This window comes from Pseudomonas sp. GL_093 (genome assembly GCF_057837605.1).
In genome coordinates this window covers 6988333-7002321 of sequence record NZ_CM174448.1, presented here as the reverse complement: position 1 = coordinate 7002321, position 13989 = coordinate 6988333, and the positions used below count along the sequence as shown (strand labels likewise).

Below are 13989 nucleotides of genomic sequence, written 5' to 3'. Positions count from 1 at the left end.
GTCAGCCACCTGCCACAGCGTTGATCAGAATCAATTGCGCGTTACTGTCCAGAGGACAACTGCGGTCATGCTCACTGGTCACGGGCATGCCGTCGACGAACAATCCCACGAACGGCAGCGGGTACAGGTCCTCAGAGAAGACCGGGCCAATCAGGTCGGGAAACCGTGCGGTCAGGTTGCTTAGTACATCGTTGACACACAGGCCCTCAGTGGCGTGTGTTTTATGCTGATCGGTGTACGACATGAATTGTCGGGGAAAGTGTACGACTGCCATGGGTCATCCTTGAACGGTGTCAGTTGTCAGGTCGCTGGAAAACGCATCCAGCCTAGAGGTGATCAGTTTTCCGATTTCGGATAGTTCAGCCGAAGCCTGGAGAGTGGCCAGACTTTTGAGGAAATACTGATGCAAGTAGTGGAGTCGTTCGGGACGAGCTCGCACGGAACCGCTGGCCAGTAACCTCTGGTGGTAGTTCACGGCGCTGACCGCAAACAAACATGCCAGCAAAACACCCCTAGGATTCTTGCCGCCGGTTCCTGATGGGAGTATGTAGTTGTTCGAACTATCCTTGAGCTGGAAGTCGTAAATCTCGGCGATCAAACTGGACCAGATATGGGACAGTTCATGCACCAGTAACTCTTCAAGGTCTGTAATGCTGGTAAACGCGGCTTCGCCCAGAAACATTTGTTGAGGCAGCACGGGATTGGTCAGGCTGACTTGTTGAGTCAGCAACTTATGTATTTTAACTGGCAGATCCAATAGCCCAGTCCATTCCGGCAGCAAGGCTTTGAGGTTGCTCTTCGCTTCGGCCAACATGACCTGCTCGGCGTTACCGAGCGCTTGATGAGGTGGAAATTCGGGTGCACCTTCGACGTGCCGGTTATACAGGCTGGTGGCAAAGTCTGGTTGCAAATAGGCGGTTAAAGGTAACTCGCCGCCCTCGATATTTTTACGTACAACAGCGACAAGCGTTAAAAGTTTTATGCTGTTGAACATGGGGTGCACAAAGGGCAAACCGTTTATTTCACACAGTATCTCTGATGGCGACATTCTGTTTTACCGTCTTGTCCATGGTTGCAGTTTGAGAAAATCGATCAAGTCCAAGCTCTTTATTCTGTAGGCAGAAAAGTTGGCCAGGGCGCTGTCTATTTGTTTCGCCGCGACAGGGAGTACCAGCAAGGCTTCTTTCAAACAATTTAGAGTTCGATGTCCGTACCACATGTTTTTCAGGTAATGAAGTAGGTGTTGTTCTTGCTCTAGCGTAATGATCTGTTCGGTCGCCCACTGTCTTAAAAACTTCCTGATATGAATAAGTGGTTCGCTGAGTGAAAGAAAAGGCTCTTGTGCTTGATGTATCAGGGTCACTTCGTCGTCGGACATGTCTGGGTCGCTGGCGAATTGTCGATACACTTCACCAAAACCTGTCATTCCCAGCGTATCCATTTCACAGGCGCGAATGGCCCCCATAGACGACAATCCCCAAATGCGCCAACCCGCAGCCAGGGCGTCGAGTATCTCGGCATGGCCGACAGCAGGATGTGCATGGAACACGCCATCGACAATTGCCAGATTCGAGGGGGGCAATTGCGCCACCAGGCGTTCGATATCGCCGCGTTTGACGGGCGGGCGTAACACCAGGCCATCACTGCACAGTAGCTGACTGTCTATTCCTTGCAGAGAGGGACCAGCAAACAGTGTGCAAACCTCAAGCGCTTTGTTTGACATATGTACTCAACCTCGGACCGACCCTTTTCAAGCCGGGTTCAAAGGCTTCAAGCCCCGGAATAATAATTCTGACCACAGTAATGTCGTCCGTCGCTTTGCTGAGCAAGACCCTTAGCACGGTACTGAGCCCGACACGCTGCAACCGCTCGATGAGCAACTCCCAGGCCGATTCGATCGTGGGGATTGCGGTTTCCTGGCAGTCGATGGAGGAGTAATCGATCATCTGGTCCCGGGAGGTAGCCACGGTACGCAAGCGTGAGATGGCCTGAAGTTCGGCCGAACGGCCCTTTTTCTCGAAATATTTGACGCGCTCGATGATGTCGTCCCGGCCGCCGTGTATGTGGCTTAAACGGCTTTGGGCCGCCTCACAGATGGCCCGGATCAAGGCGATTTCCTTGATGGGATGTAACCCTGAGCCGGTGGCCACAGAGATGGGCGCTTGGGAGGACTCTTCCATGATAAAAGCCTGAAAGTAGGCCAGGCCAAAACAGTTCTCGGTGTAACGGACCGACAGGCTCAACCCCGCGTCATTGATTTTATTGATCAGAGCGTCGGTTTCTAAACTGTGGCGGTCCAGATTGATGAGGCGGGAGCAGTCATGCAGGTGATTAAAGGCTTGAACATCGCGCTCCATGAGTTCGCAAACAGCGTGTACCGAGGCTTCCACCAAGTCATTGCCTGAAGCCAGGCCACTGGAGCTTTCCCCGAAGAGTTGTTGCCCGGGGTTTTTGGGGTATGGAATGAACACCAGTTCGGCGGGTGCAAGCACCTTTTGCTTGCGCAATACATCTTCAACTTCGATGGCCATGATGAGCGAGTCGGCGTCGGCAGAGATGCCATACAACATGCAGAACTGATTGAACGCTATTCGTCCTTCGTGGCTTTCAATGAGTTGCCTCGGCGTAGTTTTTAACAGTTTCAGTTGCGCCGTGTTGTATTGCGCAAGGCTAAACTCAATGGCTTCCATGTACGCGCCTATCTTGGCTTCTGCTGATCTGAGGCCTTTACCAGCATTTACGCACAGCGAACCCCTCAATGCATCGGGTCGAATGCTGGCAAACACTGGAATGCCGATACGGTCCAGCCAGGTTGTATCGGTCACTCGGGTAATGCCCAAACGCGGGGCAATATCGTTGACGATAGTTTTTAATGTTTCTTCGGCACTGCGGCGACGAAGGCTCGAACTAAGCCTTTGCATACTGGGGCACCTTTGAGTGATGAAAGATATAAAACAAGCATCATGTTCGACACAATAAAACGGGAGGGAATTACTTCCCTCCCGTTTTTTCAGGCTGCGATTTTTACGTCTTCAGCCAGAGCCAGCGTCAACACGTTGTTGTTCGACTGATGTGCCACAAAACCGGCGTGCATGAGGCTTTCATCGTTCAGAATAACGGAAAATTTTTCCGCAGTTTCTGGGTCCAGTTGAAGCTCGAAGGTTACATCATTAACTTTAGAATCCATTACTGTTACTCCATCCTTAGTATTGCGTTTGAGAAGGTCTGTTGCGCAACACCTAGATTTTTTGCAGATGAGGACGGGAATGTCAAAGAATTAATTTATATCCTCAATCGGATCTGGTTTAACTGTAATTGTCTTTCGGACGGTGCCTGCACGAATAAGAGAATATTCTTACAGGGCGGCGGGTAATCCGAGGAAATTTTAATTACGTTTTTTGTCTGCCGAAAAATAGAGTTGTTGCATAGACCCATGATTAATAACTGGTAATTGATACTCTTGAATGGTCTTAATGTGGTTTATCACAGATTCTTATTTTTCTCCCTTGAAGGAGCTTCGGTAGGAACAAGCTAAACGATTTATTTTTCGTAATGGCCCCCGGCGATATCGTCGATTTTTTCAATCTCGAAGAATTTGCCTACAGTCTCGTCATCGCATTATTTAAGAGCATCCTAGATTGCGATCGGAATTCGGTTGCGTAGCAGGACCAGACGGTAAGTGAAAGATGCGGTTGTCCAGCGACCTGATTTATCCATCGGCATGTGCAGAACCCCCTGGATACTCTGATCACCGCTCGGGCTGATACCGGATAGTTTCGATAAAGCTTGGCTGATTTAAATTGTCGCCAGAAAGCATGTAGGTCCATAACCTAGGCGTGATCTCTTCCTCTGGATCAGGTCAACCTACAAGAAGCTGCCGTGACTGCAATCTTTTGATTTTCAATGAGGACACGCCCATGGACCGATTCCAGGAAATGCAGGTCTTCGCTGCCGTCGCCCAAGACCAAGGCTTCTCGGCAGCGGCTCGGCGTCTGGGCCTGTCTGCAGCCAGCGTGACTCGTGCAGTGGCAGCGCTGGAGAAACGCATCGGCACGTTGCTGCTGACGCGCACTACTCGCAGTGTGCATTTGAGCGAGGCGGGTCAGCGTTACCTGGAAGACTGTCGGAGGATTCTCGCCGAGGTGCAGGAAGCCGAGGATTCGGCGGCGGGCAGTCACGCTCAACCGCGTGGGCAACTGACAATCACCGCGCCGGTGTTGTTTGGTGAGCTGTTTGTCACGCCAGTGATGGTGAATTATCTGACGCAATTTCCTGAGGTCAGCATCAATGGGTTGCTGGTCGATCGAGTGGTCAGCATGGTCGAGGAGGGAATCGATGTCGCCGTGCGGATTGGTGAGTTGCCCGACAGTAATCAGCACGCGATTCGCGTGGGTGAGGTTCGGCGGGTTGTATGCGGCTCCCCGGACTTCCTGACAGCCCACGGTCGACCTCGACATCCTCAGGATCTGGCTCAGGCGCCGGTTATTGCGACGTCCTCTATTGGTCAGTCGAGAACCTGGCCGTTCCTCGAAGGGGGAGAGCCGCTGAGTGTTCGACCCGCGCCGCGCCTGGTGGTGACGGCCAATCAGGCGGCTATTACGGCGGCATGCCTGGGTTTGGGGCTGACCCGGGTTCTGTCTTATCAGGTCGCGAGTAAAGTCGCCTCCGGTGAGCTGGAAATCGTTCTGGCGGACTTCGAACTGCCGCCATTGCCTATCCATGTGGTCTATCAGGGCGGGCGCAAGGCCCCTGCGCGGATTCGCAGCTTTGTGGATTTTGCGGTGAGCGCGCTACGTGAGCATCCGTCCTTGCAGGCGTGAGGGTTTATTTCACCTGGTGAAATAATGGATTGCGTTGGCTGGTTATTCTGTTGTTTTGGTTGCGGGTGGAAGATAGCTCCCCATCGGTGCCGAACACTGTTCAACAGCGCCACCACCCAGCGGAGTCGACTATGCAAGCGATCAAACTCTACAACTTCCCTCGTTCCGGCCACGCTCATCGTGTAGAGCTGATGCTGTCCCTGCTGCATCTGCCGACCGAGCTGATCTTTGTCGACTTGCCGAAGGGCGCGCACAAGCAGCCGGATTTCCTCGCGCTCAACGCGTTTGGTCAAATTCCGGTCATCGATGATCAAGGCGTGGTGCTGGCCGACTCCAACGCGATTCTGGTTTATCTGGCGCAAAAATATGGCGACGGCCGCTGGCTGCCAACCGATCCGGTCGGGGCGGCCAAGGTTCAGCGCTGGTTGTCGATTGCCGCTGGGCCGATTGCCTTTGGCCCCGCCAGAGCGAGGCTGATCACGGTGTTTGGGGCGGCTTACAACGCTGAAGAGGTGATCGCTTATTCCCACACCGTGCTCAAAGTGATCGATCAGGAACTGGCAGCAACGCCGTATCTGGCTGGCGCCGAGCCAACCATTGCCGACGTTTCGGCCTACAGCTACATCGCCCATGCGCCAGAAGGCAACGTGTCCCTGGAGGACTACGCCAACATCCGCGCCTGGCTGGCGCGGATCGAAGCGTTGCCAGGGTTTGTCGGCATGCCGCGTACCGTTGCCGGTCTGCAAAAAACTGCCTGATGCTTACGGCCCGACACTCTCGGGTCGTTCACACTGCGCCGATGGCGCAGGGGAGAAGTCGTTGTGGACCGTTCACCCTGGCACGCCGGCGAGAAACAATTGCAGGCTCATGTAGGTATTGCCGAGCGAATGGAGGCGCTCGGTCGTAAGGTGATTCGCAGCGAGATGCCGGATCAGCACCGCACGTTCTATGAGCAATTGCCGTTCATGCTGTACGGGGCGGTGGATGCCGACGGTAATCCTTGGGCCAGTATTCTTGAAGGGCTACCGGGTTTCGCTCATTCGCCCACGCCGGGTGCGCTGCAATTCAGCAGCCTGCCGGGCGCTGATGATCCGGCGCAATTGACGGAGGGCGCAGCCATCGGCCTGTTGGGGATCGAACTGCACACCCGTCGCCGTAACCGCCTCAATGGCCGAGTCGGCGCGATGACGGCAAGCGGCTTCGATGTGACAGTTGAGCAGTCCTACGGCAATTGCCCGCAATACATTCAATTGCGGCAGTTTCGCTCGGTGCCGTTGGCGGATCCGTCGCCTCGCATCGCGCAACACCTCAACGGGCTGGATGATGCGGCGAAAGCCCTGATCGCGGGAGCCGATACCTTCTTTGTCGCCAGTTACGTGGACATTGATGGGCAACGCTCGGTGGACGTTTCTCACCGCGGCGGCCAGGCCGGTTTCGTACAAGTAGAAGGCAATCGCCTGACCATTCCGGATTTCGCCGGCAACCTGTTCTTCAACACCTTGGGCAACCTGCTGCTCAATCCCCGGGCCGGTTTGCTGTTTATCGATTTCAATTCGGGAGACCTGCTGCACCTCAGCGGTCGCACCGAAGTCATTCTTGAAGGCCCACAGGTCGAGGCGTTTCAAGGGGCCGAGCGCTTGTGGACGGTCGAGGTGGAAAGCCTGGTACGTCGGCCCGCCGCGCTTGCTCTGCGGTGGCGTTTCGACGGTGTGTCGCCCACCAGTTTGCTGACCGGCACCTGGGCGCAGGCCAACGCCCGTCTGCAAGCCCAGGCCCTGGGCGATCGTTGGCGGCCGCTGCGAGTGACGCGGATCAAAGAGGAAAGCCACAACATCCGCTCGATCTATCTGGAGCCTGCTGATGGGGCGGGGTTGCCAGTGTTTCAGGCCGGGCAGCATTTGCCGCTGCGCTTTAACATTGCCGGCGAGGTGCACATCCGCACTTACAGCCTGTCGAGCGCGCCGTCCGATGATTTTTTCCGCATCAGCGTGAAGCGTGACGGCTTGGTGTCTTCGCACCTGCATGAACAGGTGCGTGTCGGTGATCTGTTGGAGGCCCGTGCGCCTCAGGGACATTTCACCGTCGCGCCTAATGAGCGTCGTCCGCTGGTGCTTCTGGCTGCCGGTGTCGGCATCACGCCGCTGCTGTCGATGCTGCGCGAAGTGGTTTACCAAGGCCTGCGCACCCGCCGCATCCGGCCGACCTGGTTCTTCCAGAGTTCGCGCACGTTGGCCGATCAAGTATTTCGTCCTGAGCTGGATCGTTTGCTCGAAGATGCCGGTGATGCGGTCAGGGTGTTGCGCTTGCTAAGTCAGCCGGAAGCCGGGGCCTTGGAGGGTGAGGATTTCGACCTGACGGGGCGGATCGACACCGCGCTGCTCAAGACCCTCCTTGAAGTGGAGGACTACGATCAGCTGGATTTTGTCCTCTGTGGTCCGAGCAGTTTTACCCAGGGGCTGTACGACGGCCTACGGGAACTGGACATCCGTGACGCAAGGATTCACGCCGAAACCTTTGGCCCCTCGACCTTGCGCCGGGTATCGGACCCCGACGCGGTGATCATCGAGCAACCGCCCGCGGCGACGACCTCGGTGCCGGTGGTGTTTCAGCGCTCGGCTAAAGAGGCTCGCTGGCAACCCGACGGTGGCAGTTTGCTGGAGTTGGCGGAAAGCCGTGGGCTGCGCCCGGAATTCAGTTGCCGCGGCGGTTCCTGCGGGACCTGCAAGACTCGCCTGATCAGCGGCCAAGTGAATTATCCACAGCCGCCAGCCGAAGTGCCGGATGACGGACACGTGCTGATTTGTTGTGCGATTCCGGCGCAGGGGTCGCAGCCTTTGGTCCTCGATTTGTAGCAGCTGCCGAGCCTGCGAGGCTGCGTTCGAGTGCGAAGCAGTCGTAAAATCCGATACAGCGGTTCTTCAGATACACCGTGCACGTAGTATTGGCGACTGCTGCGCCCGCGCGCGGACCGAGCCGAACGCAGCCTCGCAGGCTCGACAGCTGCTACAAAGGATCTGATTCGGCTCAAGGGGCTTTATGTATTTTTTCGCTCGTCTGTCGGCGTTGATTGTCGCGGTGGTGTTGCTCAACGGTTGCGAACGGCAGGATGCGCCACCGCTCGATCAGCAACTCTACGTCTGGCAACGGCAATGGACACCGGGCCACGAAGCGGCGCTGAGGGACAGCCGCGCTGACTTTTCCACCCTGCGGGTGCTGGCCTTGCAGGCATTCCCTGGGGCGGGTTGGAGCCGGGCGCGGATTGATCCAGCGCTGCTCAAAGGCGATGGTCGGCCGCTGATCGCGGTGATTCGTCTCGACGGCCAGCTCAAGTCGCTGGATCGGGACGCAGTCACCGCGCAGATCCTGCAGGTACTCGGCGATTGGCAAGGGCAGGGGTTGAATCTCTCCGGCGTGGAAATCGACCACGATGCCGGTAATGCTCGGCTACCGGCCTACCGCGAATTTCTTACGCAGCTGCGCGCAGTTCTGCCGGCCACTATTGCGCTGAGCATCACCGCGTTGCCGGCCTGGCTCGACAGTCCCGAATTGCCGGCATTGTTATCCACAGTCGACAGCAGCGTGTTGCAGGTGCACGCGGTGAGCGATCCGCGTCTTGGCTTGTTTAACCCGGATCAGGCCCGACAATGGACCAAGGCCTGGAGCCGCATCACTTCGAAACCTTTCTATCTGGCGCTGCCGGCCTATGGTGTGGCGTTGTTGCCGCGCGGCACCGGTGCGCCGTTAGTGGAAAGCGAAGTGCCGATCGAACAGGGCGGCAAACGTCGGGAATTACTCGCCGATCCGCAGCAACTGAGCCGACTCGGGACCGAGTTGCGCAACGATCCACCGGCTCATCTGGCGGGCCTGATCTGGTTTCGCCTGCCGCTGGCCAGCGACCGCCGGGCCTGGAGCCTGACGACCTTGGGCGCCGTGGCGCGTGGCGATGCCCTCGACAGTCGACTGGCGTTGAAACTCTCGGTGCAGAACGACCTCTATGACATCAGCCTCAGCAATCAGGGCAACCTCGACAGCGCCTGGCCCGAACGCCTGACTCTCGCGGTGCAGGGTTGTGACGGTGCCGACGCGCTGGCCGGTTATGCATTGCAACAGCGCCCGGATCTGCTTACCTTCACCCGCCTGCGCGACGGTCGAATACCGGCCGGCGGGCAGCGCGCCGTGGGTTGGGCTCGTTGCGCACATATTGATCAAGGAGGTTCGAATGTTGACCCGTAACTGGCCCCGCCATCTGCTTTGCCTGAGCCTCAGCCTGCCGCTGGGTTCGGCGCTGGCCTGTGGGCCGGATTTCCCGATGCGTCTGCTGGACAACCGCGGCCAGTCGCTGGCGGAACTGCCGGAAGGTAATTTCAGATTTGAAATCAGTCGCCTCGGGCATGCGGTCGCCGGGCTGAAGAACGTCAGCGAAACCGCCTATAACATGGATGCGCCCGACTACGCAGAACAGCGGGATAAGGCTGAGCAATCCGGTTTGACGGCTGAGCAGCAAGCGCTGGTGAAACAGCTACGCAGCCTGACCGATGCGCATGAGGTCGAGAGTCAGGGCGCGAGCCTGCCGGCGGAACTCAAGCTTTATCTGGCCGGCGCGGTGGCATTCAATGCGGGTGATCATGGACTGGCAGCCGAGTACTTCCAGAAGGTGCTGGCGTTGCCGGCGGATCAACGGGCGTTACGCAGTACCTGGGCGGCTTACTCGTTAGGTCGGGCGCTGTTTGCCATGAGCTCCGAAGCGGACGCTGGCCCTGACTTGTTGGCTCAGTCTCGAAAGGCCTTCGAGCAGACCCGCCAACTGAGCATCGACGGCTTCAGCGACCCACTGGAACTGGGCGTCGCCAGCCTCGGTGAAGAGGCCCGCGTGGCCCGCACCGCTGGCGACTGGAACAGCGCCATCGAACTCTACGCCACGCAAAACCTTCAGGGTTCGGCGGTGGGTTATACCTCGCTGAAACTGTTGGTGGCCGACCTCGCGGCGATGCCTGACGATCAACTGGCCGAGTTGCTCAAGGGCAAACCGGTACAGCAACTGGTGACGGCGTCGTTGATCAGCCGACTGGGCTGGTCATTCGGCGATCAACCGCCGAACGAATTGAAACTGATCAAACTGCTGCAAAACAGCACCCACGGTAGCCTCGACAACGCGGATCGTCTGGCGGCTGTGAATTATCAACAGGGTGATTACGCCAGCGCCAAGGCGTTCCTCGAACATGCCGGTGATGGCGGACTGGCGTGGTGGCTGCGGGCCAAACTGGCCGTGCGCGATGGCGATAAAAACGCGGCTGCCGCGGCGTATGCCAAGGCTGCCCAGGCCTTCCCGCAGAACGAGTCGTGGGGTGAGCGGCGCACGCCAGACTGGGACTTCGAAACGCTTCAGCCCAAGTGCCGGGTCGAGGGTGAAAGCGCAATCCTGGCGTTGCAACGCGGGGACTATCTGCAAGCGTTCGATCAGCTTTATCGCAGTAAAGATATCTATTGGTTCGACGCCGCCACGGTCGCCGAGCGGGTGCTGACCGTCGATGAGCTCAAGCAATACGTCGACACTCAAGTGCCGGCGCCGCCCCCTCTGACTCAGCAGGATCGCGATAACTACGTGCAGTTACCGGTGGCGGCGAAACTGCGTAATTTGCTCGGGCGGCGCTTGCTGCGCGAAGAGCGGTACGACGAAGCGCCAGCCTATTTCGATAACGCCGACTTGCAGGCCAAGGCCAAGTGGTACGGGCAGTTGCGCCACGACGCCGAATCAAAATGGTGGCCGACCAAACGGGCATTCGCTTATTACCATGCCGCGACACTGGCCCGTTTCGACGGAATGGAGTTGTTGGGCTACGAGTTGTCCCCGGATTACGCGAGCTTCGGTGGCAATTACAGTCTCGAAAGCGCGGAACTCAAGGTCGGGCCGCTGATGGCCGAGGGTGAAGTGCAGCGCCAGCAAGCCACCGTGGCGCAGCCCGATGAGCGTTTCCACTACCGTTTTGTCGCCACGGCTTTGGCAAGCAAGGCCGCGGATCATCTGCCCCACAGCAGTCAGGCGTTTGCTTCGGTGTTGTGCAAGGCTTCGTCGTGGGGCACCAGCCTGCAAGAGCAAAGCGCGTTCTACCGTCGTTATGTCGAGGAAGGCCCGTATGTGGTCTGGGCCGGCGATTTTGGTCATCAATGCCAGGATCCGGACTTTCAGAGCGCCGACAAGCGCTATGTGACCCAGGTCACCGACACCGCGCGCTCGCAACTGCGGCCCTACAAAACGCCGTTGCAGATTGGCGGTGTGATAGCGGTCACGGCAGCGGCGCTGTTGCTGATCAATCGCCGCCGTAAAACGCGGTAAGGCTCAAGCCTGTTGCACAAAGGTCAGCCGCACGGCGAAGCCGATCAGCAGACTGCCAAACAGCCACTGCTGCAGGCGCTGGGCCGAAGGACTGCGTTGCAGCCAACGGCCCAGCGCTGCGCCGGTCAGTGCGTAAGCGCTGTCGAACAGCAAGCCGACACCGACCAGCACAACTCCGAGGGTCGCAAATTGCGCGAGCACCGGCCCGGCGTGCGGATCGATGAACTGCGGCAGCAACACCGAGCAGAACAGCAATGCCTTGGGGTTGAGCAGGTTGGTCAGCAAACCGCGCTGGATCGCTGCACGCCAGCGAGGTTTCTCGGTGGTGGCGTCTGTTCCATTCAAGTTCGGCAGCATGGTGGTTCGCAGGCATTGAATGCCGATCCATAGCAGATACGCGGCCCCGGCCAGGCGTACCACGTCGAACGTCCAGGGCGCAGCCTTGAACAGTGCCGCCAACCCCAACGCTGCCAAGGCCACATGGCATCCCCGGGCCACACCCAAACCCACCGCAGTCGCCAGCGCCGCGCCTTTGCCCTGACGAGCACCAGTCTGCAACAACAGGATCATGTCCGGGCCCGGCAACAAATAAACCACCGCCAGCGCCATGAAAAACACCCAGAGTCCTGCCACGTTGCACCCCATTCGTTGTCGATTCGGTACGGCTAGTCTAGGGCTGAAGGGCAGGGCAGGTGGTTGCGTAGTTCGCTTCTAAAATGCTTCTGATTGGCATAACCTGCCACTCAATTGCGGGAAAACCATCAGGATCTACCAAGCCATGAAACTCGACGCCTACGACCGCAAGATTCTCGCCGCGCTGCAACGGGACGGTCGCCTGAGCAATGTGCAACTGGCCGACGAGATCGGTCTGTCCGCCTCGCCTTGTTTGCGCCGGGTTCGGATGCTTGAAGAAGCCGGGGTGATACGCGGTTACCAGGCCAATCTGGATCGCGACGAAGTAGGGCTTGGGCTGACGGTGTTTGTCGGGGTCAAGGTTGAGCGGCATAACGATGAGCAGGCCGAATCCTTTCGCCTGGCCGTGACGGCATTACCCGAAGTGATTTCGGCCTTTCTGGTGTCAGGGGAATCGGATTTTCTGCTGCAAGTGGTGGTGCCGGACCTGCGCGCCTATGACCGTTTCCTCACGGGGCGCTTGCTGAAATTGCCGGGTGTGAGCGACATTCGCAGCAACTTTGCGATTCATACGGTGAAGACGCCGGGGGCGTTGCCGCTGGAGCATTTACCGGTCTGAGACCGCTATCGCGAGCAAGCTCGCTCCCACATTTGATCTGTGGCGTTCACAAAACCAATGTGGGAGCGAGCTTGCTCGCGATAGCGGTAGACCCGCCACCGCCAACCTCCAGGCTTACATTTGTGTCGCCATCCCCTCCACATTCATCGCTGCCTGGCGCAAGGCCTCGGAGCGGGTCGGGTGTGGATGGCAGGTCAGGGCAATGTCTTCGGCGGAGGCGCTGAACTCCATGGCCACGCAATATTCGCCAATCATTTCACTGACGCTTGGACCCACAAGGTGCACGCCGAGAATCTCGTCGGTGCGCTCATCGGCCAGCACTTTGGCGAAGCCTTCGGTTTCGTGATTGATCTTTGCCCGGCTGTTGGCGGTGAAGGGAAATTTGCCGACCTTGTAGGCACGACCTTCGGCCTTCAGTTGTTCTTCGGTCTTGCCGACGCTGGCCAGTTCGGGTTTGGTGTAGATCACGTTGGGGATCAGGTCGTAGTTGACCTCGGCCGCTTTGCCGACAATCTGCTCGATGCAGACCATGGCCTCGTCTTCGGCCTTGTGGGCGAGCATCGGCCCGGACGTAACGTCGCCGATCACCCAAATGCCAGCGGCTTCGGTGCGATGACCCTTGTTGGCGAGCATGCCGCGCTTGTCCGTGGCGAGGCCGACGTTTTCCAGCCCCAGGCCTTGGGTGTAAGGCCGGCGTCCGATGGATACCAGCACGTAATCCGCTTCAATCGTTTCGGCCGTTCCACCGGCGGCGGGCTCGACGCTGAGCTGAACGCCGGTCGCCGAGGTTGTGGCGCTGGTGACTTTGGAACTCAATTTGAAGTTGATGCCCTGTTTACTCAACGAGCGTTGCAGGGTTTTGCCTGCTTCACTGTCCACACCGGGGCAGATCCGGTCGAGAAACTCGATCACCGTCACCTGAGCTCCCAAACGCCGCCACACCGAACCCAGCTCCAGACCGATCACCCCGGCGCCGATCACCACCAGATGCTTGGGTACTTCGGTCAGCGACAACGCGCCCGTCGAATCGAGGATGCGTTTGTTGTCGATGTCCACACCGGGCAGGGGAGTGGGCTCGGAACCGGTGGCGATGATGATGTTCTTGGTGTTCAGTTCGGTCTTGCCGCCCTGGCTGTCGGTCACCGTCACTTTGCCGGGCCCGTCGATGTGGCCCCAGCCCTTGACCCAATGGACTTTGTTTTTGCGAAACAGAAACTCGATGCCCTTGGTCAACCCGGCAACGCTTTCATCCTTTTGCTTCATCATCTGCGCGAGGTTGAGTGTGGGTTTGACTTCAATCCCCAGGTTGGCGAATTCCGCGCCCATGGCGGCGTCGTAGAGTTCGGAGGCGTGCAGCAACGCTTTTGATGGCATGCAACCGACGTTCAGGCAGGTGCCGCCGAGCGTGGCGCGTCCTTCTACGCAAACCGCTCTGAGGCCCAACTGACCGGCGCGGATCGCCGCGTTATAACCACCGGGGCCTCCGCCCAGAATCACGACGTCATAGATGCTCATGGTGTACTCCTGGAGTGAATCGGATCGGAATGGGTAAAACGTAGTCCTTGGGTAAAATTACGAACGTA

13 protein-coding genes are annotated in these 13989 nt (G+C 58.1%); 6 read left to right on the top strand and 7 right to left on the bottom strand.

Annotation, left to right across the window (positions count from 1 at the left end):
- Position 1: 1 nt before the first annotated feature.
- From AC3IUE_RS32370 to AC3IUE_RS32350, 5 genes are all read right to left on the bottom strand, one after another.
- A complete protein-coding gene (locus AC3IUE_RS32370; RefSeq protein ID WP_489264807.1) occupies positions 2-274 on the bottom strand; it encodes a MoaD/ThiS family protein in 273 nt (90 codons plus the stop codon).
- A gap of 3 nt (positions 275-277) precedes the next feature.
- Positions 278-994 carry a hypothetical protein gene (locus tag AC3IUE_RS32365; RefSeq protein WP_489264805.1) on the bottom strand — a complete coding sequence of 239 codons (717 nt, stop codon included), beginning with the start codon at positions 992-994 and terminating at the stop codon, positions 278-280.
- Between the two features lie 60 nt (positions 995-1054).
- Positions 1055-1723 carry a TfuA-like protein gene (locus AC3IUE_RS32360; RefSeq protein WP_489264803.1) on the bottom strand — a complete coding sequence of 223 codons (669 nt, stop codon included), beginning with the start codon at positions 1721-1723 and terminating at the stop codon, positions 1055-1057.
- Entirely contained in the window at positions 1704-2921 is a 1218-nt protein-coding gene (locus tag AC3IUE_RS32355; protein WP_489264801.1) for a YcaO-like family protein, read from the bottom strand. Before AC3IUE_RS32355 ends, AC3IUE_RS32360 begins: the two co-directional genes overlap by 20 nt.
- 89 nt (positions 2922-3010) lie before the next feature.
- Positions 3011-3187, bottom strand: a complete 177-nt coding sequence (locus tag AC3IUE_RS32350) for a hypothetical protein (RefSeq protein ID WP_489264799.1) — start codon at positions 3185-3187, stop codon at positions 3011-3013.
- Between the two features lie 730 nt (positions 3188-3917).
- On the opposite strand from AC3IUE_RS32350, the gene AC3IUE_RS32345 reads away from it, so the two are divergent.
- The 5 genes from AC3IUE_RS32345 (at position 3918) to AC3IUE_RS32325 (ending at position 11154) form a co-directional block, all read left to right on the top strand.
- Positions 3918-4820 (top strand): LysR family transcriptional regulator, encoded by a 903-nt coding sequence (locus AC3IUE_RS32345; protein ID WP_489264797.1) that lies wholly within the window; start codon positions 3918-3920, stop codon positions 4818-4820.
- Positions 4821-4951: 131 nt separating this feature from the next.
- Positions 4952-5578, top strand: coding sequence for a glutathione S-transferase family protein (locus AC3IUE_RS32340; RefSeq protein WP_489264795.1), 627 nt, complete (start codon positions 4952-4954; stop codon positions 5576-5578).
- Positions 5579-5641: 63 nt separating this feature from the next.
- Positions 5642-7672, top strand: a complete 2031-nt coding sequence (locus tag AC3IUE_RS32335) for a 2Fe-2S iron-sulfur cluster-binding protein (RefSeq protein ID WP_489264793.1) — start codon at positions 5642-5644, stop codon at positions 7670-7672.
- Between the two features lie 184 nt (positions 7673-7856).
- Positions 7857-9053, top strand: a complete 1197-nt coding sequence (locus AC3IUE_RS32330; RefSeq protein ID WP_489264791.1) for a DUF3142 domain-containing protein — start codon at positions 7857-7859, stop codon at positions 9051-9053.
- On the top strand, positions 9040-11154 hold the full coding sequence (locus AC3IUE_RS32325; protein WP_489264789.1) for a hypothetical protein: 2115 nt from the start codon (positions 9040-9042) through the stop codon (positions 11152-11154). The genes AC3IUE_RS32330 and AC3IUE_RS32325 overlap by 14 nt, the downstream gene beginning before the upstream one ends.
- Before the next feature lie 3 nt (positions 11155-11157).
- Here AC3IUE_RS32325 and AC3IUE_RS32320 read toward each other — a convergent pair whose 3' ends face one another.
- On the bottom strand, positions 11158-11787 hold the full coding sequence (locus AC3IUE_RS32320; protein ID WP_156400782.1) for a LysE family translocator: 630 nt from the start codon (positions 11785-11787) through the stop codon (positions 11158-11160).
- A 145-nt stretch (positions 11788-11932) separates the two neighbouring features.
- On the opposite strand from AC3IUE_RS32320, the gene AC3IUE_RS32315 reads away from it, so the two are divergent.
- A complete protein-coding gene (locus AC3IUE_RS32315) occupies positions 11933-12406 on the top strand; it encodes an Lrp/AsnC family transcriptional regulator (protein WP_046044944.1) in 474 nt (157 codons plus the stop codon).
- Between the two features lie 114 nt (positions 12407-12520).
- Here the strand turns inward: AC3IUE_RS32315 and lpdA are convergent, their stop codons facing one another.
- The gene (gene lpdA, locus AC3IUE_RS32310; protein ID WP_489264786.1) at positions 12521-13921 is read right to left on the bottom strand and encodes a dihydrolipoyl dehydrogenase; all 1401 of its coding nucleotides are present in this window, start codon (positions 13919-13921) and stop codon (positions 12521-12523) included.
- Between the last annotated feature and the right edge of the window lie 68 nt (positions 13922-13989).